This is a genomic window from Spirosoma foliorum, from assembly GCF_014117325.1.
GTDB lineage: Bacteria > Bacteroidota > Bacteroidia > Cytophagales > Spirosomataceae > Spirosoma > Spirosoma foliorum.
On sequence record NZ_CP059732.1, the window covers coordinates 3,671,371 to 3,695,115 of the forward strand.

Genomic DNA, 23,745 nt, shown 5'->3' on the forward strand with positions numbered 1-23,745 from the left:
ATTTTTGGGATGTCGAATTGCTTCGTACGCGTTTACCGAGATTTCGTCAGCTATTTTTACGTGTCTGTCCTGTACGTTTAGCGGTCTCGATTTGCGTGTTCAGCTTTGTACCTCCCAATTCATCAAGTGATCGTGAAAAAAGAACAAAACACAGGTGTAAACGAGCTAACCGGATTACAGAAGCATCTGCTCATCTGCGTGCTTTCCGCAGTTCCAATCTATCTGATCATCAATTTGTATACGCAAACGGTGGTGGAAAAAGACGATGAAGAAGCGGCCCTGGCTGGCACATTTCTTTGTCTGGTTGGCATTTACTTTGGCCGATACCTTGCGCATTTGTGGATACCCGCCAACAAAAAGGTTCCCAGTTGGCTATTAGTTTTTTTACCCCTGCTACTGACTGGCTTCGCGTTTGTGATTGCGCAGTTTGCCAACAGTTTACGTAGCCATTCGGATCAGTTAATGTTTGTCATCTTTCTGATCTTACCGTTCTTTCTCTTTTGCGTACTAAGCGGCCTTTTCCTTAAACTAATCAGAACCCGAATAAACAGCCAGTTGCAGGAGGCAAGAGCCCAGGCGCAACAAAGTCAGAGTGAACTCCATTTGCTACAATCGCAGTTAAGCCCTCATTTTCTGTTCAATACGCTGAATAATCTGTACGGTCTTTCGATTTCGCAGCCAGATAAAACACCAACGCTTTTATTGAAACTCGCTGACCTATTACGGTATTCTGTATACGACGCTAAAGAGTTGTTTGTGCCTCTGCTCGATGAATTAGCGTACATTAACAATTACATTGAGTTCGAGAAAATACGCATTGGCAATCGACTTGACTTAACAACGTCAATAGAAAGTGGAATCGACCCGGCAATCAAGATTGCCCCAATGCTCCTGATCGTCTTCATTGAAAATGCGTTTAAGCATTCGAAGAATACGCTGGATCAGAAAATTGTTGTTGATATTCAGGTAAAAGTATGGGCTAATTCAATTCTATTTTCTGTAAAAAACTCCTTCGGCCCTGCTGATAACAAACAGGATGCGCTGGAAAAAAGTAGTGGACTTGGTCTTGTTAATGTCAGAAAACGACTTGATTTATTATATCCCAATAGGCATGACCTGACTATTCAGGATACTGATGGATTTTATACGGTTTTGTTACAACTTCGGGTAAAGTGATTTTATTAAACACAGAGTGGTTCGTCACTGAGACCCAGAGAATACAGAGTTATATTGAGAAGCTAATTAAATTCTTAATAGTCAATAAACTATGCTTTTTTTGTCATTCCTCTTGGCGTCGGAATGACAAAAATCCATATTATTTATCACCCTGGCCCTCTGTGTTTAATACCCTTCTAAAATGAAGACTGTCAGTTGTTTAATTGTTGATGATGAGCCGATTGCGCGGGAGATCATACAAACCTATTGCAATCATTTGCCCATTCTGACTGTGGTTGCCTCCTGCGATAATGCCATCGCGACCAAAGCTGAATTACAAAAGCAATCAGTCGATATTTTGTTTTTAGACATCAACATGCCCGTTCTGAATGGCATTTCTTTTTTGAAAACGCTCAAAAATCAGCCACAGGTGATTTTCACAACGGCCTATAAAGAATATGCACTAGACGCGTTTGATTTATCGGCCTGCGATTACTTATTAAAACCCTTTTCGCTGGAACGATTTATTGTTGCTGTCGATAAAGCGTTAGAACGTTTGCAACCCAGTTTATCACCAAATCAGGCAACTACTCCAGAAAAATCCGAAGCTTACACATTTGTAAAAACTGACGGTAAAATCTACAAAATACTCCACGAGGATTTGTTATTCGCAGAAGCCAATGGGAATTACACAAAAATTACGACGACCCACAACACCTTCCTGCCGACGATGACGTTTTCGAGCTTTGTCAGCCTACTTCCCCCAAAACTGTTCCTACGGGTGCACCGCTCATTTGTTGTCAACAAATCAAAAATTACTCACATCGAAGGTAACCGAATTTTCATCGGCAACACCGAAATACCGATTGGCAGTAATTATAAGGACGAGTTTATGAGGGAGTTGGGATTGTAAAGTAGCGCGTCGGCGTTACACATCAATTCGCGATGATCAATTCGATTTCGTTATCGTGAAAGACTTGCTTGTGTTTCTCTTCAATACCCACATCCGTAATGATGTAATCGATCAGCGATAAGGCGCCTAAACTGGCAAAAGCGCTCTTCCCGATCTTGGTTGAATCAGCCACCAGATACGTCACATCGGCCGCATCGATCATAGCTTTTTTCACCACTAAGTCACTGAGGCTCGGATAGGTTAGCCCCGATTTTAACGAGATACCTGCTGTAGCCAGAAACAATTTCTGGACATTGATCCCTCTAAAGAAATCGGCGGCTTTCTGACCCGTTAGCGATAGCGTTGGCGGCTTAAATTCACCCCCCGTCATAATGACTTCAATGCCTGGTTCAGCCCCCAGAATCAGGGCAATATTCAGGGCATTGGTAATCACCGTGAGGTTTTTATAACCCCGAAGTTTCTTGGCAATTTCGGTCGTGGTTGAGCCTGAGTCCAGAATGATGGTATCTCCGCTCTCAATGAACTCCATGCATTTGGCCGCAATGAGTTCCTTTCGATCAATGTTCTCCTGGTTACCCAACGAAAACGTTCGAACCTGATCCTCAACGTTTTTCAGGTAAGCCCCCCCATGCTCTTTAATCACGAGGCCATCTTTCTCTAGTTTTTCGAGGTCCTGACGGATCGTCACTTCCGTTACCTTAAAGATTCTGGCCAGGTCGATTACTTTGGCCGAGCCATCTTCCTTCAATAGTTCGAGTATTTTATCCCGACGTTGATTCGGCAACATAAGCTTATTCTTTCTTTTCTGAATCGGCCAAAAGTAAGGAAAAGAATAATCTTCTTCGCTATCCGAGACAAACGAAAGTAATCGGAACTAAACAAAAATTCAGCAGTTCTCGGCATCGAATCTGGGCTGTCGAGTGTATTGTACCAAAACCAGATATTTTAAAACGATTGGGGGGTAAAATCGAAAAACTTTGTCTTAGAAGTAGAATACCTCATGGCAGTTCCAACTTGGAGAATGTCGGTAGGTAAGTTTCCCTAAACCTGTTTCCTTGAATGGATAGACGGAATTTTGTAACGATTGGCGCAACATCGCTTTGCCTGATGTCTGCGTCCGGTTTTAAGATGCTCGAAAAGCAACGTGCGGCCAAACCAGCCTGGTTACTCGAATGGATTCGCATCAACGACCAACAGCTGGCCAATTACAAGCCCTATAAGGTTACTGACTCAACCAGCAAGTATGTGGGCGGCTACATGAACGATGTGGAAATACCCAATCCGCATTCGACCAGCGGCTTTATCATGCGGGCAAGCATGCTTTTCTCCTGCCCTGAATCGACTCATTATCAAGCCAAAGAATTGTTATCCGATATCGAATTGGCAGCCAGAGCTTTGCTCAAGATGCAGAATGCCGACGGCACCATCGATTACATCGATACCAACTTTCATTCAACGCCCGATACTGCTTTCCTCACGGAAAATATCATCCCTGCCTATAAGTTTTTAGTACAATCCAATGTTAACGGTGCGAAAACGACAATCGACTTACTAAAAACGTTTTTGAAAAAAGCGGGGGATGCGCTCTCTGTGGGCGGAATTCATACGCCAAACCATCGTTGGGTGGTCTCTGCGGCTCTTACAAAACTGAATGGCGTGTTTCCAGACAGCCGTTACGTCAACCGAATCAACCAGTGGCTGGCCGAACACATCGATATTGACCCCGACGGCCAATTCAATGAGAAAAGCACCAACAGCTATTCGCCGATCGTCGATCGGTCGTTGATAATCATCGCCAGAGGCCTGCCTAAACCCGAACTGTTTGAGCCCGTCCGCAGGAATCTGATGATGACGCTTTACTATGTTCACCCCAATGGCGAGGTAGTCACCGAAGCGTCGAACCGGCAGGACAAAGGGACCATTGGGAGCATGGCCAAGTATTATTATTGCTACCGATACATGGCCTTGCTGGATAAAAATGGCGAGATGGCGGCCATGTGTCGGCTTATCGAAGCCACTTGTCCGAAGGAGCAGCTGGCAGGCTATCTCGATTATTTTTTAGAAGATCCTACCCTCTGGAACGAACTTCCAGCCAGTAAGCCCTTGCCTACTAACTACGCCAAAGCGTTCCCTTACTCGGGTCTCGTACGTATTCGACGAGGGAATTGGGATGCCACCCTTTTATCGAATAATGCAGCCTGGCTTACCTTTCATAAAGGAAATGCTGTGTTGCAGGGCGTCCGGGTAGCGGCTTCATTTTTCGGAAAAGGGCAATTTCAGGCCAGTAAGATTGAGCAGAAAGGCAATAACTGGGTGATGCACAACTCGCTGGAAGGCCCCTATTACCAGCCTTTTTCCTCCGACAAGATTGCCCCTGACGGCGATTGGGATAAAATGCCAAGAAGCAACCGCCAGCAAAGTGAGGTCCAAAAGCTGGAGACAACGGTTGCCGTGAAAGAAACCCCCAATGGCCTACAAATTGACATTGACATGGTGGGCACTGAGGGCGTTCCGGTAGCGCTGGAGCTAATCTTTCGAGCGGGGGGTATATTGGCTGGCGTTGCAAACTATCCGAACAAAGACAAAGCCTACCTGCTGGCAGGCGAATCGGGCTCGTATACAGTCGGGAGTGATACCATCCACTTCGGGCCGGGCAGAGTGGCCCACAAAGGCATTCAATTGCGAGGTGCCTTACCCGCGCTGGATACGCCCACCGTTTATCTGACGGGATTTACGCCATTCAAACACAGCCTTTTATTAAGTTAAGCTGTATGGTTTTGTTGTACCCACGGGCTTTAGCCTGTGCACGCGTTGAATTGAAACACGGACTGATTGAGTTGAGCTAATTAACCTCTAATGGATCTGCCTCGGTCTGTGTATGCGTTGAATTGGAACACTGGCTGAAGCCCGTGGGTAAAACGATCCAAAGAAACTTTAGAGTAGAATCTTAACTCCCCGTCCATTAGACTGTGAATAGATCTTGGATAATAGACAGTCTAAAAACAGGTCATTAAAAATAAGATGAAACACAGTAACCTTAAATACGGCTTATTAGCTTTTGCGGTAGTCATTTATGCCTGTTCGGTTAAAGTAGCGACTAAAAGCCCTACCACAACAACGGTGGCTACAACGTCGCCCAGTCAGGTTGCTCCAGTTAAAGACACGTTGCCGTTCGTCCTTACACCCCTCACCCCAGAACAAAGTCAGGCGAGATTCATCATTCCGGAAGGTTATCATATGGAGTTGGTGGCGAGTGAGCCAATGATCACGGAGCCGGTTGCTATTGCCTGGGATGGCAATGCCAAAATGTACGTGGCGCAAATGGAAACGTATACGCAGGATGCGGATGGTACCGGGACGAAGGACGCCAAAAGTCGGGTTATGTTGCTGGAAGACACCAACAATGATGGCAAAATGGACAAAAGTTCGGTGTTTATCAAAGACATGATTTTGCCCCGTATGCTCCTGTGCGTCAACCACGAATTACTGGTCAACGAGACTGATACCTACGATATTTTCAGCTACAAAGACACCAACGGAGATGGCGTTTCGGACGTAAAAAAGGCGGTTTATACAGTAGGGAAAGTTGCCCCCGGAAATCTGGAACACCAACGTAGTGGCTTGATCTGGAACATCGATAACTACATCTATCAAACCGTTGACCCAATCCGGTTTCGCTACGTAAACGGAATGCTCCAACCCGATTCGCTACACAGTGGTTCGAATGGCCAATGGGGCTTAACCTCCGATAATTATGGGCGTTTATTCTTCAGCCGGGGTGGTGGCGAAAACGCTGGTTCTGGCTTTCAGATCAACCCCAAATATGGTCAGCTCGAGTTTGCCGATGCTTATAGCGAAGAAACGTTCAGCCCGGTCTGGTCGCGGATACAGAACCCCGATGTACAGGGTGGATTGCCCCGAGTACGTCCGGACAGCACGCTGAACCACTTTACCTCGGCCAATGGTCAATCCATTTTTAGAGGTGACCGCCTGCCCGCCGATTTAGTGGGCGATTACATCATCAACGAACCAGTTGCCCGATTATCCGACGCGCGAAAGTCGTTAACCGCGACGGCAAAACGTATCTGGAGAATGTCTATAACCACAAAGAATTCATAGCCAGCACCGATGCCTTTTTCAGACCCGTTAATACGTACTCCGGGCCCGATGGATGCCTGTATATTATCGATATGAATCGGGGCATTATTCAGGAATCCAACTGGACCCAGAAAGGGAGTTATCTGCGGGGAAAAATTGACTATTACGGACTGGCCAAGGTGAATCAACGCGGTAGAATCTGGCGATTGGTTCATGATGGATACAAACGCGGGCCTAAACCGGCTCTTCTCGATGTTCCAGCCAGCAATCTGCTCGCTTATCTGGATCATCCAAATGGGTGGTGGCGCGATAATGCCCAAAAGCAGATCATCGTTTTAGGCGACAAATCGGTTGTACCGGAGTTAACCCTGATGGCTACCGGCAAGAAAAATGTCTCCGCGTTGGGACGCCTGCATGCCTTATGGACGCTCGAAGGGCTGAATGGAATTACTAAAGAAATCCTCGCGGTTTCGTTAAAAGATTCCGATCCACAAATCAGGCGGGCCGCCGTCTGGATGAGCGAACCTTACATCAAAAAGAATGACAATCGATGGATTGAGGAAGTAGGAAAATTAGCGACCGACGCCAATTACGATGTAAAAGTTCAGGTACTTTTATCGTTGGGCGCTAGTAAGAATGAGCTTGCCAAACGAATTTCGCAGGACATTCTAACCCAGAATTCGACGAATCAGATGCTGGCGAGCGTTAAAAAGAGCATTGATAAAAATGAGGACGCCAAGATCTACGGAGCCAAACTGGCAGGCTTTTCGCCAGCAGATCGAAAACTGATTGTAGGCGGTAGTGAAATTTACAAATCCATGTGTTCGCCTTGTCATGGTGGCGATGGAAAAGGACTTCCGACCAATGCTGCGCCTGCTTTACGGGGAGCCAAACATGTGAACGCCGACAAAGAAATCGCCATTCGGATTCTCCTAAATGGGCTAAAAGGCCCCATTGAAGGCAAATCGTATCCGAGCGAAATGGCTTCGATGAAAGAGAATTCCGATGAATGGATTGCTTCGGTTATCAGCTATATCCGCTACGAATTCGTGGGGACTTCCATACGAGTCGCCAATGGACGCCAATCGGCAGTTGTTCAGCCAGCCGATGTGAAAGCCCTTCGCGAGCAGTATTCAACCGTCAATACGGCCTGGACGATCGATGCGTTTGACAACCTTTTTCCGCCCGCCAATCGAAATTAAGCAATCGTACATTAGGAATGAACCCAGAAATGGCTTTTTCCAACTACAAACAATCCGGTCGGAAAAACGAACGGTTGTGTTTAATTAACTAATCTGTCAGCAACGCTTAATTCAGGTTTATAATGAACGAGGAACAGTCAATCAATCGCCGGGATTTCATTGGAAAAACAGCCGCTGCCGTAGCGGGATTTATGATTGTCCCCCGGTATGTATTGGGCGGCAAACGGCCCGATGGCTCGAAATACCTAGCCCCCAGCGATGTCATTTCACTGGGTTTTATTGGCACAGGGAAGCAAGGTAAAGGCCTGATTAACTCATTTCTGGGCACCAACGAAGCCCGAATTGTGGCCATCAGTGAAGTGTACAAAGCCAAATCTCAACTGGCTCTCGATCGAATCAAGGCGCATTATGAGAAAAACACGCAGTTAGGCGCTTACTCCGATGTACCGGTCTATACTGATTTCCGGGATTTGCTCGCCCGCAAAGATGTCGACGCCGTCGTCATTGCCACACCCGACCACTGGCATGCAGCGATGGCCGTTCGGGCAGCCGAAGCCGGAAAAGATATTTACTGCGAAAAACCCCTTGCCCTAACCGTTAAAGAAGGGCGGGCGATGGTAAACGCGGCACGTAAATACAACCGTGTGTTCCAAACCGGAAGTATGCAACGGTCGTGGCCGGAGTTTCGCCAAACAGCCGAATTGATTCGAAATGGTTATATCGGTACGGTTAAAAGCATCAAAGTAAACGTTGGTCCTCCGCCTACCCCCTACGATCTCCCTGCGGAGCCAATTCCCGATGGGCTGGACTGGAGTAAATGGCTCGGACCCAATGCTCCCGTTGCGTTTAATTCAGAATTAGCCCCTCCAATCTCAAAAGACGTATTCCCAAACTGGCGCAATTACCGGGAGTTTGGGGGCGGCATGGTTACCGACTGGGGTGCTCATATGTTCGACATTGTGCAGTGGTCTTTGGATATGGATAACAGTGGCCCTGTTGAGGTCATTGCCCCCGATGGTAAGGAGCATCCATTCTTAACCTATCGCTACGACAACGGGATTGTGATGACCCACGAGAAATGGGATTGGAGCAATGCTATTCTCTTTACCGGAACGGAAGGAGAACTACGGGTTCAGCGCAAAAAACTGGAAACTACACCCTCTTCGTTAGCGACAAAAGTGATTGGCGAAAACGAGAAGCACGTGTACCACAGCGACAATCATTACAAAGACTTTTTTGATGCCATGCGGAAACGCAGCAAGCCCATTTGCGACGTCGAAATTGGTCATCGAACAGCATCGGTTTGTAATATTGGCAACATCGCCTATCGACTGAAACGGCCGCTTCAATGGAATCCGAAGAAAGAGCAATTCAAAAATGACGATGAAGCCAATGCGCTCCTTGGTCGCCCAATGACAAACGAATGGGGGATTAAGATTTAAGAATTGCTGAATTTATTGTCCACAGAGGCACGGAGCTTTAATGGTCTGGTAGTTAAGCTATTTAGACTTTCTAAATTTCGCTAAAACTGAATTATTTTTTGTCATTCCGACGGAGGAATCTCAAGTTTGACTAATACACAACGTTGAGATTCCTCCTGACGTCGGAATGACAAAAAACAGCCTAGATTTTTCCATAGAAGGAAAAGTTTAAACAGTTTCAATGAAAGATAAAAATCTTTGTGGACTCTGTACCTCTGTGGACAATACTTACACTAGATCTTTTGCTATCCCCAGTCTCCAGCCAGAATCCGTAAAAAGCATACAATCTCCCTGAATTCGTATTATTCGCAAGCCAGCGTTTACCGAAAACTTTGCATCCGAATTAAAACTGTCAAAAAATGAATCAGACAATTTTTATTACGGGTGCAAGTACCGGTATTGGTAAAGAAACAGCGAAGTTATTTCAGGCAAAAGGCTGGAACGTGATCGCTACTATGCGGAAGCCTGAACAGGAAACGGAATTAACCGCCCTGGATAATGTTTTGGTTACCCAACTCGATGTTCTGGATTTGGATTCTATTCGGCGAGCCGTAAAAGAAGGCATCCAGAAAATGGGGAAAATTGATGTATTGTTGAACAATGCAGGCTATGGCGCTTATGGCCCTTTAGAATCTTTTGCCAGGGAGCGAATCGTTCGCCAGTTTGACACTAATGTTATTGGCCTCCTAGATGTTACCCAGGCCCTGCTCCCCCACTTCCGCCAAAACAAAAGCGGGGTAATCATTAATATATCTTCCATTGGCGGTAAAATGACCTTCCCCTTAGGCGCCTTGTATCATGGAACCAAATTTGCCGTCGAAGGCATTTCCGAATCGTTGAGCTATGAAGTTGAGCAGTTTGGGGGAAAGGTAAAAATCATTGAACCGGGGGCGATTGCTACTAATTTTTCGGGCAGTTCATTTGACTTTAGTAACGATGAAACGCTTACCGAATACCAGCCTATGGTTGGCAAAGTAATGTCGGCGTTGCCCGCTCTATTTATAAACGCGTCTCCGGCAAGTGTAGTAGCTAATGTAATTTATCAGGCCGCTACCGACGGTACTAACCAGCTACGGTACACAGCAGGAGACGATGCCAAAGCAATCATAGAAAACCGTCAGGAATCGAGTGATGAGCTTTTCATCAAAAACATGAAAATGCAGTTTGGGCTTTAACTAAAGAATTTAGTAGGGACTAAAATGAATGTTGAAGTCCCTACTAAATTCTTTGCCTTATTTTTTGTCATTCCGACGATAGGAGGAATCTCAACGTTGTGTATTAGTCAAGCTTGACCGGGCTGCCGGAGCGGATTCCTCCTATCGTCGGAATGACAAAAAAGTGATTCAATAAATAGTAATTACAGAAAATCAAAATACTTACAAGAATCAATCAATAGGCTATGAGTGTATTTATTCATTTACAAACAGTCAATGATATTGTCAATTTCTTTCAATTGGATACCCTCATACAACATCCATTGATTGCCGTTGTCGATTTTAGTCAGGTGAATGAATCGATAAATGCCGAAACAAAGATTTCTTCCGATTTCTACGCATTAATATTCAAAACCTACAATAGAAACAATATAAAATACGGCCGAAAAGTTATTGATTTTCAAGACGGTAGCCTAATTTGTATGGCTCCCAATCAGGTACTCGAAATGGATAATGAAATTGACGTATCAGAGAATATGATGGGCTGGGGATTGTTTTTTCACCCCGACTTAATCAGAGCTACTTCACTGAACGACAAAATGAAGGGGTACAGCTTTTTCTCTTACGAAATCTCGGAGTCGCTTCATTTATCCGAAAAAGAGAAACAGATTTTATATGATTGCATCCTGAAATTACGAGCCGAATTACAGGAAAATATAGATCTCCATAGTCAGGATATTCTTGTATCCAACATCGAATTGCTATTAAATTATTGTTCTCGATTTTATGGCAGACAATTTATTACCAGAAAGCATTCGAATAATCTGATAGTTGCTCAGGTTGAAAAAATATTGAGCAACTATTTTAAACGAAATGACATAAACGAAAATGGCTTACCTACTGTAAAATCTGTAGCAGAACAGGTAAACTTATCACCCGGCTATTTAAGTGATTTATTAAAAAAGGAAACGGGCAAAAATGCCCAGGATCATATCCATTTTTATTTAATTGAGGAAGCAAAAAATAGTTTATTAAACTCCAATAAATCCGTTGGCGAAATTGCTTACTCATTAGGGTTTGACTATCCTCAATACTTCAATAAACTTTTCAAGCAAAAAACGGGCAAAACACCTGTAGAGTTTAGAAGTATGAATTAGATGAAAGGCTACGAATCACCAGCTATATCGGAGGTAAATCGGTTCACACGCTCGTTGTAGATATCGAGCATTCGGTCATCGACCTCATCAGCCTGACTGAGTTCGAGCAACAAAAAATCATTCCGATCAGCACCATCGATCATGCCCTCAAACTTGAGTTCCTCTTCTACCCAAAACGATGTTTTATTGAGCTCAACGGCCTGCTTTAGAACAGCCCGAACAACAGTCGCCGTTCGTGTCGGATTTTGCGTCGTTAAGAGCAACGTACGAATGGCCACGATATAATTATCATAAGTTATCGTACCGGCAGGCAAGTCGGCACTAACCCATTGAAAAGCCAGAGTTTGGATCAACTCTTTATAGGGGGAAGCATCAAGGTCGTCGGGATGTATACGTCGGTTCACCTACCAAAAATAGTACTTTCGAGTGAATTTAGCGTATAGAATCGTTTGTGGCCCATCTTCACACAAACCACACACTTATTTTCTTCAATCAGTAAGCTATTTCCCTTTCCAAACTCACAACTTCCAGGTACTTCATTTTAGAAAAATTGGTGATTGATAAAATCATACAAAGAAGCAGCTAGATAAAACTCATTCTTTGTGCATGCTAAATCTCATGCGCAAACGATTACTACTTTTTATCTTTTTATCATTCAGTATACTTGCCTGTAAAACGACCGAACAAGTAGCTGACCCCAACAAACTCACAGTATCCGAGAACGGCAAATTGATAAGCAAACGATTGCCTTGTCGGTTCAGGTCAGTAACGGGGCTTTAAAAGGCGAAAGTCTGCTGCATATTCAGACCCAAAAAGGTCAGATAACGGTATCAGACGGGAAACTTATCGTGTCGTGAGCCGACGAAGCGACGGTATATTTAACAGCAGGGACTAATTTCAAAAACTACAAAGACGTTTCGGGTGATCCTGCCGCGATGAGCCAGCGTCCTTTCCAGGCGCTACGAGCCAAGCGTTTTGATACGGTCAAAGCAGCCCATGTGCGCGATTGTCAATCGTACTTCAATACACTAACACTCAATTTGGGAGACTCTCCTAACTAGAACCTGCCTACTGATGAACGACTGCAAAAATTCGAGAAATCGAATGATCCACCCGACCTCATGAAAGCGGCACGGCAATCGTTATTGGAACGTGGCGATGAAGGAACGGGCTGGAGTCTGGCTTGGAAAATCAACTTTTGGGCACGCTTCCGGTATGGGAATCATGCGTATAACATGCTCAAACTTCTCTTCCGGCCAGCCATTTCGCCAGAAGGTACTACAGGCGGTGGCTCCTACCCTAACCTTTTCGACGCTCATCCTCCTTTCCAGATCGACGGCAACTTTGGGGGTTCGAGCGGCATTACCGAAATGCTGTTGCAAAGTCAGGGGAAAACACTTGATCTGCTACCCGCCCTTCCTTCCGCCTTACCAACGGGCTACATCAACGGCATTTGCGCGCAAGGTGGGTTTACCCTAAATATCCGCTGGCAAAACGGGCAGCTGAGCGGAGTCGATATTACCTCTAAAGCTGGGCAAACCTGCGTACTTCGATATGGCGACAAGCAGCTACAGCTCAAAACTGAAAAAGGAAAAACGTACAAGCTGAATGGCGACTTGACGGTGTTGTAATCCACAATCTTGGCGTGATGGCAGATGCTTACATCCGCCATCACGCCAAGATTACTAATATAATATGAATACGGGATTAGATAGGCCTATAGGGCCTTCACAACGTAGTGTAGGTAGTAAAATTTGACTTCAGGACGAGCCATGTGCCGTCAGGTACATAACGATTGTGTACCTGACGGCACACTTAACCATCTACAAAGAGATTTTTTTACCTGCGCTGTGAAGGCCCTAACAGGCCATTCCTAATCCTGTATTCACGTTAATGTCACATCTCTCTTTAGGTTTTGAGAAACCTAACAGTGTCGGTTAAAAGTAACCGACACCACGGAATATCGCACCTGAAAAGACGACTACAAAAGATGAATTATTCCGCATAATCTATGATTATTAATTAATAAATATGATTCATAATTAAAAATCAAAATTATCTATCGACTTAATCGTAAATTGCATTAAACCTGCATTTACAACCAAATTGATCAAGTCGATGAAAAAATCTCCATTCTTTATCGCTGCGTTGGCGCTTAATGTCCTGAGCGTTTATTCTGCCTCGGCACAGGTGGGAACCTTAAACGCCCGCATGGACAAAACGGCCGAAAGTCTAGAAAAAAAGGTGGTTGCCTGGCGTCGGGATTTCCACCAGCATCCAGAACTGGGAAATCGGGAGTTTCAAACGGCCGCTAAAGTGGCCGCTCATTTACAGGCACTTGGTATGGAGGTTAAAACAGGCGTTGGTAAAACAGGCGTCGTCGCTCTGCTCAAAGGCGGTAAACCAGGTCCTGTGGTTGCTCTCCGCGCCGATATGGATGGGCTACCTGTTACTGAGCGCGTGGATCTGCCTTTTAAATCGGAAGTGCGAACCGAATACAATGGTCAGCAGACGGGCACGATGCATGCTTGCGGGCACGACACGCACGTAGCCATTCTAATGGGCGTGGCCGAAGTGATGGCATCCGTTAAAAATGACCTGCGTGGCACGGTTAAGTTTATTTTCCAACCCGCTGAAGAAGGAGCGCCAGCGGGTGAAGAAGGGGGAGCCAAATTGATGATCAAGGAAGGCGTTCTGGAAAACCCAAAGGTAGACGCCATTTTTGGATTGCACATTAACTCGCAAACGGAAGTAGGCACACTCAAGTATCGACCTGGTGCTACAATGGCTGCTGTAGATACTTATGCTATCAAAATCAAAGGAAAACAAACGCACGGAGCCGCTCCCTGGTCGGGTGTGGACCCGATCGTGACATCGGCACAGGTGGTGATGGGTTTACAGACCATTGTTAGCCGTAACGTTATCCTTACCGATAATGCCGCAGTGGTCACCGTAGGTGCTTTACATGGTGGGATTCGGCAAAATATCATTCCGGAAGAAGCCAGTATGATTGGTACAATTCGCACGTTCAGCTCGGAAGCTCAACAACTGGTTCATCGACGTATCAGCGAAATTGCTACGAACATTGCCGAAAGTGCAGGAGCCAAAGCCGATGTGACGATTAATGTTGGCTGCCCAGTTACGTACAACGATCCTAAACTAACGGATCAAATGATACCAACGCTCGAAGCCGTTGCCGGTAAAAACAATCTCCGCATTACACCCGCTTCGACGGGTGCCGAAGACTTTTCGTTTTACCAGGAAAAAGTGCCGGGCTTCTTTTTCTTTTTGGGCGGCATGAAAAAAGGAACCAAAGTGGAAAATGCAGCTCCGCACCATACGCCTGATTTCCAGGTCGACGAAGGTGGTTTTGTATTAGGTATGAAATCGCTCTGCCGCCTTACCACCGATTATATGGAGTTTGCCAGCAAAGGCGTTGCCGTTAAAGAACTTACGGCAAGCAGTACAAGCGGTAAATAAGATTTTATTTAGATTGAACCATAGAGGACAAGGTAATTTTTCATTTCACCCCGGTCGGAGACCGGATAACGCTCGAACGTAGTCAATACTACGCTCAACGAGGACACAGACTAGGATATAGTTAGGTTTTGAGAAACCTCGCTACGACAGGTTTAGAACCTGACGCCACGGGAACGCCACGAAAAACTGAGCTTTAAATCAATTCGTCCAGCGCCAAACCCTCAATAGGCACTTTAAGCCAGTCGGCTAGGACGGCTACAATCAGGCCATGATCCTCGCGCTGCGGTAAGCCCGAAACGGTAATCGCCCCCACGCAACCTGCGCCTTTGAGCCAGATCGGGAAACTCCCGCCGTGCGATGCATAGTTTTGGTTACTCAGACCATAACGATCCGAAAGCGTAGTCTGGGTCTGTTGCAAACGAAGTCCGACCACATAGGAACTCCGGTGAAAATGCAGGGTTGTATTGCGTTTGCGCCGAATCCACTCACCGTTATCGGGCGTTGTACCAAGCATGGCCAGAAAAAACAAGGGCTGACCAGCGAGCTGGATATCAATTGCCGCAGCTCCATTCCGGGCTTTGACCGCATCCCGTAATCGACCTCCCAACTCCCAGGCAGTCTCCGCCGTAAAATAATCAAACTGTAGGCGTTCCTCCTGAAGCGCTATTCGGGCCAGGTCAGCAGCCAGGTTTGTTTGTGATTCCATCAGGTGCTATGTATCGGCTAAATCTGGGAGAAATTGGTAGGAATCAGAAACATACGGTTAATGTTCGACACGATCCGGGCATCTGTAAATTCGGGCACCGAACTTATCTTTTTCCACTCAGGATCACTACCAAAGGCCTTCCAGTTCTGATCGTGCTCCTCCATGTTATCGAAGGTGAGCATATACGTTAGATTCGGACGCATGGGGCCGATCAGCGTTTCGCCGAAAAATACTGGAGTTAAGCCTACGCGCTTAAAAATGGCGATTTCACCACCTTGATTAAACATCTCGATCTTCTTCTTCCCTGCCGTTTCGTTGTGGCTTTCGTAGCGACGCAATTCAAAAATACGCGGCTTCTTTTCGGGCGCTTCCAGTTTAGGCATAAGCGCGAAGGCTTTCAATAACGAACTGTCAATGCGTTCATAGGCAGGCGCTGTCGCTTCGGCGGTCAAATAATCTACCCCCGCTTGTTGGTAAGCCGTATCGTTGGCCAACTTGTCGGGTGTAGTGAAGTAATCCTCCAGCGAATTAAACGGTATAACGGCTACCAGTTTGGTAAATCCCTGCGGAAGGTATTCGGTAAATACCCCGATGTTTTTACTCCCTAAACGGTTAAGGGCCGGGATAAGCGCGTTTTGAAGATAGGTCTCGACCGCTTTCCGTTGCCGGGCATTTTTCAGACTATAAATCCGAAGTTCATAAAACTCTTGGCTTGCATTTTGTTGGTTATCAGCAGCTTCGCTCAGCGGTGACACAATACTAGTTATGGCACCTGTTAGCAGGGATGCCTTTACGAACTTACGTCTTTTCATCAGGAGTATTTTTAAACGGGGTTTCTTAAGTTAGCTATCAAAGCAGAAAAGGTAAGTGTTCTATCTTACTCACCTGTCATTTAACCAAAGAATAACACCTAAGGCTATACGTTGTTGGCTACCCAGTGGCCATTAAATAGTTATTAATTCTGTCCATATACTGGTTTTCGAGCTTGACGGAGCAGGATAATAAATCTATTTTTGTAAAGTAACTTAACAAGTTTACTTTACTATTATGACCTCACCACCCCAAACTGACCAGGAACTATCCATCGAACTACGAACGGTTATTACCCGGCTCATTAAGAAGCTTCGGAGCGAATCGCCAACTCACCAAAAGCTATCCCTCACCGAACGATCGGTCATTAAACTGCTTGATAAGCAGAAAGAAATGTTGCCCAACGAAATCGCCAAAATGGAAAAGGTGACGACGCAGTCGATGTCGCAGATTCTGAACCATCTGCTGGCACTCGGCTACATTACCCGAAAGCCTTCCGAAACCGATAAACGTAAAGTCATGATCTCGCTATCGGAGGCAGGGCAGGCCATTTTACACACAGTCCGGAATGAAGTAGACGAGTGGTTGGGTAAGGCAATCCAGGAAAGCTGCTCGGCCGACGACAAGGCGGTACTGCGTCAGGCATTAGGCCCCCTGAACAAACTACTGGAAGTCGATTAGAGGGTACAATCAACTCATTTTAAGAATCTTACATAAAAATTAATAATCAACTTATGAAATGGTATCAGTATGTAGCTGCATTTTTTGCCGGTGCTTTTCTGGCAAACGTTGTCCCCCATTATATCAACGGTGTCTCCGGCGACCCGTTTCCGAGTCCGTTTGCCAATCCCCCCGGAAAGGGTTTGTCTTCACTCATGATCAATGTGTTGTGGGCCGGTTTTAATCTGCTTATCGGTTATGTTTTGCTGCGGGTAAGTAAAGCTTCTCCCCAGAACAAGGTGTTGATGTTCCTGTTGTTTTTAGGATTTATGAGTCTTTCCCTGATGGCCAGCATTTCATTCATAGACAAGATGAAGCCTTGATTTTCAAACACTAGCGATTAGTACCAACAAAACTCACGTTATGAACGTAACCACATTCAACGCCTTTAAGAGTTCTAATTACAGGCTTTTCTTTGCCGGACAATCTATTTCGCTGCTAGGCACCTGGATGCAGAAAACAGCCGTAAGCTGGGTGATCTACGCGCAAACTCACTCCAAGTTTATGCTGGGTGTCAGTGTATTTGCCACCCTGTTCCCATCTGCCTTATTGACACCCGTTGGCGGGGTCATTTCCGACCGCTACAATCGGTATCGGGTGTTGTTGCTGACACAGGTTTTATCTATGCTACAGGCCATTCTACTCACCGCAGTGGTCTTCTTTAAGGGTTATGCCGTTTGGGAAATTATCCTGTTGAGCGTTGTGCTGGGCCTAATCAATGCGTTCGATGTACCCGCCCGGCAGTCGCTGGTGTATGAACTGGTCGATGATAAAAAAGACTTGCCCAATGCGCTGGCCCTGAACTCATCGATGGTCAATTTATCTAAACTACTCGGGCCAGCCATTGCCGGTATTGCCATTGAGCACTTAGGCGAAGTAGTCTGTTTCGGGCTGAATGCCCTCAGTTTTGTAGCTGTTATTAGCTCACTCCTGCTCATGAAGCTGCCGAAATTCGTCGCCAAACTGCATACGAAGAATATTCTGGGCGAGTTGGTCGAAGGCTTTGTTTACGTGAAAGAAACGCCGACGATTCGGTTCATCATCCTTATGCTGGCGCTGATTAGCTTACTGGTATTGCCGTTTACCAGTCTGATGCCCGTTTACGCAAAAGATGTATTTCACGGAACAGCCTCCACATTCGGTTTGCTCGACAGTGCCATTGGGCTTGGGGCCTTTGCTGGCGCTATTTTCCTGGCTTCCCTCAAACCTAGCGCCAACCTGAATAAAATACTCACAATCAACACCTTTGTCTTTGGATCGGGGCTTATCTTATTTTCCTACACAGCCTGGTATCCATTAGCCTTGTTCTTTGTCTCCATTGGCGCCTTCGGCATGATGTCGCAGATTACGATCAACAACACGCTCCTGCAAACGCAGGCGGCTCCGGCCATGCGCGGGCGAGTCATCAGCATGTTTGTCATGGTGTATGCCAGCACGTTGCCTATTGGTAGTCTGATTGTTGGAGCTATATCCGAGCATGTTGGTGTACAGGCAACTGTGCTTGGTCAGGGGATTCTGGCGCTTGGCATCGGTTTACTACACTTCCGTCATCTGCAAAAAAATAAGCCAACGAAACCAGTCTCTCCATCAACTGAAGCGATGCTTACCGAAGTAGCGCCAACAGCCTGACAAACAAGCTAACAAATTAACTCTCAACACACATGGTAACTGCACTCGATCCGAACACGGCGCTTGTTTTAATTGATTTGCAAAACGCAATCGTAAAGATTCCATCCTCAACACCGATGGACGTTATTCTGGCTAAGGCAGCCAAACTGGTAGCTGCTTTTCGGAAGGCCGCTTTGCCCATCGTCATCGTCACGGTCGACCCCAGGCGAGCGGGTGAGTCTACTATACGTCGGGACGCCAAGTCACCTTCATTTTCTGCTTTACCCGACGAAGCTCTGGCAATAGTACCTGAGATAAAAACGGAATTTGATGACATTTTTATCACCAAACACACCTGGGGCGCATTTCATGACACCAACCTTGACGGAGAGTTAAAGAAACGAGGTGTTACAGGTATTGTGCTAGCGGGTGTAGCCACCAGCAGAGGGGTAGAAAGTACTGCCCGAGCGGCCAGTGAACGAGGCTATAACATCGCCTTTGCACAGGATGCGATGGCCGATATAGTTGATAGTGCCCATGAAAACAGCCTGAACTTAATTTTCCCACGCCTTGGCGAAGTGGATGATACCGACGCCATCATTAGTATGTTAGAGCAGTTGGGAAGTCGTTAAGTTTTTAACGGCTTATAAGAAACGATAGGCTAGGCTGACTTTAGGCCACGATATTCGGTGTGGTAATGCTGAATGTCCTGATTGAAATAATGCTTCAGCTCTTGCAGCGCCTTCCGCGCTCGTGTTTTAACGGTACCGATAGGCAGTTTCAGGTCATCGGCGGCCTCCTGGCTGGTATAATTTCGATAATACATGAGCTCAACAACAGCCTGATATTTGGGCGCTAACTGACTCAACAGCGACCGATTCAACATGCCTTCAGCAAGCCTTAGGTTGGTTGCAGTTACTTCGTGTTCGCCAATATAGGCCGCAGCTGTAGCTCGAACTTTCCTGGCTCTAAGTTCGTCCATAGCCAGATTACGGGTAATGGCCATTAACCAGGTAAACAGACGGCCTTGGCTAGGGCTGTAGTGTTGGCTATTTGTCCAGATTTTGACAAAAGCATCCTGAAGCAAATCTTCAGCACGAGCGGTATCTTTTAGCAAGCGAAGGAGTACACCATATAAAGCTGGTGAATACGAATCATAAATCAGGGAGAAATCAGCGGCTTTATGACTTTGCAGCGCACTTACCAGAACTTCTTCGTTGGGATAGGTAGTCATGTTCATGTAGGCAAACAGGGAGAGAATGGCTATTTTTGTGATGGTCAACCCTATATAACTTGTGCATATAAAGCAGTTCACAGGCAAAGCGATAATAAAATCGTGCCACCAACCCTGTAGTAGCTAAAAAGTGACAGAATTATTACCTGTGCCCTGTTCATTGGTCCCATAAGCCAGATCAGCTATAAAAAATGGGGTCATAATTCCCCATAAAATACTCAGTTACGTGGAATCCCCCCCTCTACCATCAAATCAGAAAGTAACTAAAAAACGAAGCAATTGGCAGGGCTCTTTGACCGTTGAGTGTAGTCCTGAGACTACGTTCGAGTGTTATCCGGTCTCCGACCGGTTTTTCCAACTTATTTCACCGTATCCTCGATCTATGAGGACACCCACAGTATATACACATCTTATTTCGGTCGCGTAGCGATCCAATGTTTGTAGAAAATAGTCAATCGGCTCCTTATGCTGGTCGCGTATTGAGTTTTACTAAATAAACGCGGTTTATTTTTTAATCTCACCGGGTTAAAACCCGGCGCAAAAACATAGAATGAATGAACTGCACCGGGTTAAAACCCGGTGAGATTGAAAAGTACATAGAAAAGTATTTTCCTCGATTAATTAGTGAAAATAAATTAGCGACCGAATTAAGCCCAAGTCCGATCGCTACGCGACCGAAAATGAGGTGGGGATTATTTACTTTTCTACCGCACGGGCGGCCCCAAAACATTCGATGCCTACAGCATCACTAGAAATTTGTATATACTCTAGGTGAGGACACAGACCGTGGATACAGGTTTAGCAACTAACAATGCCAGCTGAGTCGATTAAAAACCGTTAATTTCAGTTTAACCGCTCGAATCTACTTTTAGTCTTCCTGAGAAATTCTCATTTTTGGTACTAAATAACGCCTATAAAGTTACCTACCACCTAGACCGTCAGTCGAAATAGCGGTTTAGATTACCGAAGGTATTGTTAGTTCGTTGTTCAGGGCTGGTATAGGTTTACAGAAACCAGTTCATAACCATTCACCATTAGTTTCATTAGCTATGAAAAATTACTTGCAAGGCCTCCTGACCGGTGTCGCAGCCGGATTATTAATTGGCTATCTGACAGCTCCTAATTCGGGCAAAAAAACGCGCAAAAAGATTGTTAAGGTTCTAGACAGACAAGCCCGCGATTTAACGGACGGCATTAGCGATCAATGGGATCGGACCATCGCCATGGCCGAAGGTGTTGTTGACCGAGTGAGAGGGTAAACGCAACTTGACAAGGTAATATACCAACTGCTCACAGACCGCACTAAACGAGGCCCTGATCGATGTGACCAGGGCTTCGTTCATTTGAAGCTACTAGTAAGGAGAGGGGTGGAGTAAACTATGACACTTCACATGACTATCCACTGAATAAAAGACATCGGTTTATTTCCAGCAGCCCTCACTAATAAATCCTATTTAGTGAGGGATTTCATTTGCTTCGAACGCTACTTTTTCGGGAAAATCATGTGCCATTAAACGAAACTTGGCAGGCAAACTATAATGTCGCGATTCACCCTAAAAATGCCGTTTATACCCCCTATTGAAGTGGTTTCAGGCTGTTAAATTTGTATCGTTAGCCAATCGAACAACAACTACACAAGGCACAAATCAATTCAAACAACTTACCTTTTAAAGCTATGAAAAAGACAAAAATCATTTATTGGATATTAACGGGCTTGTTTGCATTTGTTATGGCAGGTTCAGGGATTCCCAACATTATGGTCAACCCAATGTCGGTACAGGGTTTTCATGAAATGGGGTATCCAACCTATATCATTCCGTTTCTGGGCTGGGCCAAGTTATTGGGTGCAATTGCCATTCTGGTTCCGGGATTTCCACGCCTTAAAGAGTGGGCCTATGCTGGGCTCATCTTCGATTTGCTGGGTGCTACGTATTCCGTCGCGAATAGTGGTAAAGCTATCGGCCAGTGGGCGCCTATTTTCATTTTTGTGGCGCTGGGTTTTGGCTCGTATTATTTCTATCACAAGAAGCTGAAAGAAACAGCCGAGCTCACCGAAGAGTTGCAAATGAAGGTTGTTTAGTCCTAAGAGGCTTATCCATTGAGTACACAAGTAAGCGAATGCCTCTATGAGTAAAGCAACTCATAGAGGCATTCGCATTTGTGCCAGTATTCAAAAAACGATTTGAATTCTGTAACTTTACCGCATGGAAAAGACCGAAACCCTCGAAGAGTTTTACAAGAAGAAGTTTAACTGGCTACCCGAAAATCTTCAACAGGATATTGGTCATTTCAACGTATTTCGGCTGGAGGATTGCCTGGGATTAGGTTCTCCTGGCGTGCAATACAGCCGTCGGGACTTTTACAAAGTCAGTTTGATACGGGGTAAAAACGTGTATCACTACGCCGATAAAAGTATCCAGATCAACGGCACGACGCTCATGTTTTTCAACCCGCACGTACCCTATACCTGGGAATCATTATCGGACGATAAAACGGGCTTCTTCTGCATATTCACAGAAGCCTTTTTCACCGAAAAGATTCGGGGAAGCCTAAGCGAACTACCAATGTTTATGGCTGGCAGTAAACCAGCCTATGTTCTTAACTCGATTCAGGATGAACACATTAGTGCCTTGTTCCTGAAAATGATTGATGAAATAGGCTCCGATTATCAATACAAGTATGATTTGCTGCGCAATTATGTGATGGAGGTGATTCATTACGCGTTAAAAAGTCAACCCTCTGAAACACTCTACCAACATCAGGATGCAAAATCCCGAATTACGGCCGTTTTTGCCGAGTTGCTTGAGCGACAGTTTCCTATTGAATCACCTTCCCAGCGCTTTAAACTTCGTTCGGCCAGCGATTTTGCCCAGCAGCTATCCGTTCATGTCAATCATCTAAACCGGTCGATTCGGGAAACAACGGGTAAAACAACCACTGACTTCATTGCTGAACGAGTAGCCAGCGAAGCCAAAGCCTTATTAAAGCATACGGACTGGAATATTTCCGAAATCAGCTACAGCCTAGGGTTCGACGAACCAGCCCATTTCAACTACTTTTTCAAGAAACAAACCCAGCTAACGCCTTCCGCTTTCCGAAATGTTTGAATTTGGTAAGTAATGGTTTGGATGTCGCTAGTCCCTCCCCTATCCGGAGTCCTAATTTTGCCCTCGTTAAACGAGCAAAATTATGGACACTCAAAAAGTATGGTTTATTACAGGCGCTTCTAAGGGACTAGGACTCAGTCTGGTTAACCAACTACTAGCCGAAGGCCATTCCGTAGCAGGCACCTCCCGAAACATTGATCAACTGATTCAGGCGGTTGGTTCAACAAGCGCTCAATTTCTACCGCTACAGGTCGACCTTGCCAATGAACAAAGTGTAGCCCAGGCACTTCAGAAAACCCACGACACGTTTAAGCATATCGATGTCGTTGTAAATAATGCAGGTTACGGCATTGGCGGTAGCATTGAAGAGCTGACCGATCAGGAAACACGCGACAGTTTTGACATTAACGTATTTGGTACGTTGAATGTGATTCGCCACGTGCTGCCTTTTCTACGCGCTCAGCAGTCGGGACATATCATTAACATTTCGTCCATTGCCGGAATAACAGCCAATACTGGCTGGGCTATTTATGCAGCTACGAAGTATGCCGTCATGGGGCTTTCCGAAGTGCTGGCCGATGATGTTAAATCGTTCGGTATCAACGTAACGGTGGTGGCTCCGGGTGCTTTTCGGACGAGTTTCCTATCAACAGAATCCCTGCTTTTGACCAAACACCCCATCGACGCCTATGAGCAGGTTAGGGCTTCTCATGCCAAATACCTGAGCATGGATGGGGTACAGGCAGGCGATCCAGCAAAAGCCGCAGCCGCCATGATCCAGATCGCAAATGAAGCAAATCCTCCGCTGTACTTACTCTTAGGTAGTGACGCCTATCAGCGGGCACTAACCAAAATCGACCTGCTTGGCAAAGCATTTACAAGCCAGGAAGAACTAACAAAATCAACTGATTTCTAATCCA

The 23,745-nt window shown here is 45.7% G+C and carries 22 protein-coding genes and 1 pseudogene; 18 read left to right on the top strand and 5 right to left on the bottom strand.

The features are described from left to right. Positions 1-132 precede the first annotated feature (132 nt). Together H3H32_RS15495 and H3H32_RS15500 are read left to right on the top strand one after the other, a co-directional pair. Positions 133-1,176 (top strand): sensor histidine kinase, encoded by a 1,044-nt coding sequence (locus H3H32_RS15495; protein ID WP_182463558.1) that lies wholly within the window; start codon positions 133-135, stop codon positions 1,174-1,176. Positions 1,177-1,357: 181 nt separating this feature from the next. Further along, complete coding sequence (locus tag H3H32_RS15500; RefSeq protein WP_182463559.1) at positions 1,358-2,068, top strand: LytR/AlgR family response regulator transcription factor; 711 nt, start codon at positions 1,358-1,360, stop codon at positions 2,066-2,068. A gap of 22 nt (positions 2,069-2,090) precedes the next feature. On the opposite strand, the gene H3H32_RS15505 is transcribed toward H3H32_RS15500, so the two are convergent. Beyond that, on the bottom strand, positions 2,091-2,855 hold the full coding sequence (locus H3H32_RS15505) for a DeoR/GlpR family DNA-binding transcription regulator (RefSeq protein WP_182463560.1): 765 nt from the start codon (positions 2,853-2,855) through the stop codon (positions 2,091-2,093). Between the two features lie 272 nt (positions 2,856-3,127). Between H3H32_RS15505 and H3H32_RS15510 the strand changes: the two genes are divergently transcribed. The 6 genes and pseudogenes from H3H32_RS15510 (at position 3,128) to H3H32_RS15530 (ending at position 11,160) form a co-directional block, all read left to right on the top strand. Continuing rightward, positions 3,128-4,834 (top strand): hypothetical protein, encoded by a 1,707-nt coding sequence (locus tag H3H32_RS15510; protein WP_182463561.1) that lies wholly within the window; start codon positions 3,128-3,130, stop codon positions 4,832-4,834. Positions 4,835-5,305: 471 nt separating this feature from the next. Beyond that, positions 5,306-6,324 (top strand): annotated as a pseudogene (locus tag H3H32_RS38015) (DUF7133 domain-containing protein); the annotation flags it as partial. A gap of 660 nt (positions 6,325-6,984) precedes the next feature. Further along, positions 6,985-7,368, top strand: a complete 384-nt coding sequence (locus tag H3H32_RS38435) for a c-type cytochrome (protein ID WP_445265560.1) — start codon at positions 6,985-6,987, stop codon at positions 7,366-7,368. Positions 7,369-7,490: 122 nt separating this feature from the next. Then, on the top strand, positions 7,491-8,810 hold the full coding sequence (locus H3H32_RS15520; protein ID WP_182463562.1) for a Gfo/Idh/MocA family protein: 1,320 nt from the start codon (positions 7,491-7,493) through the stop codon (positions 8,808-8,810). A gap of 398 nt (positions 8,811-9,208) precedes the next feature. Then, on the top strand, positions 9,209-10,024 hold the full coding sequence (locus H3H32_RS15525; protein WP_182463563.1) for an SDR family oxidoreductase: 816 nt from the start codon (positions 9,209-9,211) through the stop codon (positions 10,022-10,024). 224 nt (positions 10,025-10,248) lie between these two features. After that, a complete protein-coding gene (locus tag H3H32_RS15530; RefSeq protein WP_182463564.1) occupies positions 10,249-11,160 on the top strand; it encodes a helix-turn-helix domain-containing protein in 912 nt (303 codons plus the stop codon). 8 nt (positions 11,161-11,168) lie between these two features. On the opposite strand, the gene H3H32_RS15535 is transcribed toward H3H32_RS15530, so the two are convergent. Next, positions 11,169-11,564: a hypothetical protein gene (locus H3H32_RS15535; protein ID WP_182463565.1), complete on the bottom strand. Its 396-nt coding sequence runs from the start codon at positions 11,562-11,564 to the stop codon at positions 11,169-11,171. 678 nt (positions 11,565-12,242) lie between these two features. Here H3H32_RS15535 and H3H32_RS15540 point away from each other — a divergent pair. Together H3H32_RS15540 and H3H32_RS15545 are read left to right on the top strand one after the other, a co-directional pair. After that, a complete protein-coding gene (locus H3H32_RS15540; RefSeq protein WP_374191843.1) occupies positions 12,243-12,791 on the top strand; it encodes a glycosyl hydrolase family 95 catalytic domain-containing protein in 549 nt (182 codons plus the stop codon). Between the two features lie 487 nt (positions 12,792-13,278). Further along, a complete protein-coding gene (locus H3H32_RS15545; RefSeq protein ID WP_182463567.1) occupies positions 13,279-14,640 on the top strand; it encodes an amidohydrolase in 1,362 nt (453 codons plus the stop codon). A gap of 193 nt (positions 14,641-14,833) precedes the next feature. On the opposite strand, the gene H3H32_RS15550 is transcribed toward H3H32_RS15545, so the two are convergent. Together H3H32_RS15550 and H3H32_RS15555 are read right to left on the bottom strand one after the other, a co-directional pair. Further along, positions 14,834-15,346, bottom strand: coding sequence for a heme-degrading domain-containing protein (locus H3H32_RS15550; protein WP_182463568.1), 513 nt, complete (start codon positions 15,344-15,346; stop codon positions 14,834-14,836). Positions 15,347-15,363: 17 nt separating this feature from the next. Further along, on the bottom strand, positions 15,364-16,158 hold the full coding sequence (locus H3H32_RS15555) for an NIPSNAP family protein (protein WP_182463569.1): 795 nt from the start codon (positions 16,156-16,158) through the stop codon (positions 15,364-15,366). Between the two features lie 235 nt (positions 16,159-16,393). Between H3H32_RS15555 and H3H32_RS15560 the strand changes: the two genes are divergently transcribed. The 4 genes from H3H32_RS15560 to H3H32_RS15575 are packed head-to-tail and all read left to right on the top strand — an operon-like array spanning position 16,394 to position 19,116. Continuing rightward, positions 16,394-16,837, top strand: a complete 444-nt coding sequence (locus H3H32_RS15560) for a MarR family winged helix-turn-helix transcriptional regulator (RefSeq protein ID WP_182463570.1) — start codon at positions 16,394-16,396, stop codon at positions 16,835-16,837. A 53-nt stretch (positions 16,838-16,890) separates the two neighbouring features. Beyond that, positions 16,891-17,199, top strand: coding sequence for a hypothetical protein (locus tag H3H32_RS15565; protein ID WP_182463571.1), 309 nt, complete (start codon positions 16,891-16,893; stop codon positions 17,197-17,199). 40 nt (positions 17,200-17,239) lie between these two features. Then, complete coding sequence (locus tag H3H32_RS15570; RefSeq protein WP_182463572.1) at positions 17,240-18,505, top strand: MFS transporter; 1,266 nt, start codon at positions 17,240-17,242, stop codon at positions 18,503-18,505. 32 nt (positions 18,506-18,537) lie between these two features. Then, positions 18,538-19,116 carry an isochorismatase family protein gene (locus H3H32_RS15575; protein WP_182463573.1) on the top strand — a complete coding sequence of 193 codons (579 nt, stop codon included), beginning with the start codon at positions 18,538-18,540 and terminating at the stop codon, positions 19,114-19,116. Positions 19,117-19,145: 29 nt separating this feature from the next. On the opposite strand, the gene H3H32_RS15580 is transcribed toward H3H32_RS15575, so the two are convergent. Continuing rightward, the gene (locus H3H32_RS15580) at positions 19,146-19,766 is read right to left on the bottom strand and encodes an RNA polymerase sigma factor (RefSeq protein ID WP_240543788.1); all 621 of its coding nucleotides are present in this window, start codon (positions 19,764-19,766) and stop codon (positions 19,146-19,148) included. A 1,001-nt stretch (positions 19,767-20,767) separates the two neighbouring features. Here H3H32_RS15580 and H3H32_RS15585 point away from each other — a divergent pair. From H3H32_RS15585 to H3H32_RS15600, 4 genes are all read left to right on the top strand, one after another. Further along, positions 20,768-20,977, top strand: coding sequence for a YtxH domain-containing protein (locus H3H32_RS15585; protein ID WP_182463574.1), 210 nt, complete (start codon positions 20,768-20,770; stop codon positions 20,975-20,977). A 416-nt stretch (positions 20,978-21,393) separates the two neighbouring features. Next, positions 21,394-21,798, top strand: a complete 405-nt coding sequence (locus H3H32_RS15590; protein ID WP_182463575.1) for a DoxX family protein — start codon at positions 21,394-21,396, stop codon at positions 21,796-21,798. A gap of 124 nt (positions 21,799-21,922) precedes the next feature. Beyond that, on the top strand, positions 21,923-22,825 hold the full coding sequence (locus tag H3H32_RS15595) for a helix-turn-helix domain-containing protein (RefSeq protein ID WP_182463576.1): 903 nt from the start codon (positions 21,923-21,925) through the stop codon (positions 22,823-22,825). An 82-nt stretch (positions 22,826-22,907) separates the two neighbouring features. Then, positions 22,908-23,741 (top strand): SDR family NAD(P)-dependent oxidoreductase, encoded by an 834-nt coding sequence (locus H3H32_RS15600; protein ID WP_182463577.1) that lies wholly within the window; start codon positions 22,908-22,910, stop codon positions 23,739-23,741. Positions 23,742-23,745 lie beyond the last annotated feature (4 nt).

What these genes read in the sequence shown, in the direction of transcription:
- H3H32_RS15530 (WP_182463564.1), top strand. Translation starts at nt 10,249, where the DNA reads ATGAGTGTATTTATTCATTTACAAACAGTCAATGATATTGTCAATTTC.
- H3H32_RS38435 (WP_445265560.1), top strand. Translation starts at nt 6,985, where the DNA reads ATGTGTTCGCCTTGTCATGGTGGCGATGGAAAAGGACTTCCGACCAAT.
- H3H32_RS15545 (WP_182463567.1), top strand. Translation starts at nt 13,279, where the DNA reads ATGAAAAAATCTCCATTCTTTATCGCTGCGTTGGCGCTTAATGTCCTG.
- H3H32_RS15510 (WP_182463561.1), top strand. Translation starts at nt 3,128, where the DNA reads ATGGATAGACGGAATTTTGTAACGATTGGCGCAACATCGCTTTGCCTG.
- H3H32_RS15525 (WP_182463563.1), top strand. Translation starts at nt 9,209, where the DNA reads ATGAATCAGACAATTTTTATTACGGGTGCAAGTACCGGTATTGGTAAA.
- H3H32_RS15565 (WP_182463571.1), top strand. Translation starts at nt 16,891, where the DNA reads ATGAAATGGTATCAGTATGTAGCTGCATTTTTTGCCGGTGCTTTTCTG.
- H3H32_RS15575 (WP_182463573.1), top strand. Translation starts at nt 18,538, where the DNA reads ATGGTAACTGCACTCGATCCGAACACGGCGCTTGTTTTAATTGATTTG.
- H3H32_RS15600 (WP_182463577.1), top strand. Translation starts at nt 22,908, where the DNA reads ATGGACACTCAAAAAGTATGGTTTATTACAGGCGCTTCTAAGGGACTA.
- H3H32_RS15590 (WP_182463575.1), top strand. Translation starts at nt 21,394, where the DNA reads ATGAAAAAGACAAAAATCATTTATTGGATATTAACGGGCTTGTTTGCA.
- H3H32_RS15555 (WP_182463569.1), bottom strand. Translation starts at nt 16,158, where the DNA reads ATGAAAAGACGTAAGTTCGTAAAGGCATCCCTGCTAACAGGTGCCATA.
- H3H32_RS15595 (WP_182463576.1), top strand. Translation starts at nt 21,923, where the DNA reads ATGGAAAAGACCGAAACCCTCGAAGAGTTTTACAAGAAGAAGTTTAAC.
- H3H32_RS15500 (WP_182463559.1), top strand. Translation starts at nt 1,358, where the DNA reads ATGAAGACTGTCAGTTGTTTAATTGTTGATGATGAGCCGATTGCGCGG.
- H3H32_RS15570 (WP_182463572.1), top strand. Translation starts at nt 17,240, where the DNA reads ATGAACGTAACCACATTCAACGCCTTTAAGAGTTCTAATTACAGGCTT.
- H3H32_RS15520 (WP_182463562.1), top strand. Translation starts at nt 7,491, where the DNA reads ATGAACGAGGAACAGTCAATCAATCGCCGGGATTTCATTGGAAAAACA.
- H3H32_RS15550 (WP_182463568.1), bottom strand. Translation starts at nt 15,346, where the DNA reads ATGGAATCACAAACAAACCTGGCTGCTGACCTGGCCCGAATAGCGCTT.
- H3H32_RS15560 (WP_182463570.1), top strand. Translation starts at nt 16,394, where the DNA reads ATGACCTCACCACCCCAAACTGACCAGGAACTATCCATCGAACTACGA.
- H3H32_RS15585 (WP_182463574.1), top strand. Translation starts at nt 20,768, where the DNA reads ATGAAAAATTACTTGCAAGGCCTCCTGACCGGTGTCGCAGCCGGATTA.
- H3H32_RS15505 (WP_182463560.1), bottom strand. Translation starts at nt 2,855, where the DNA reads ATGTTGCCGAATCAACGTCGGGATAAAATACTCGAACTATTGAAGGAA.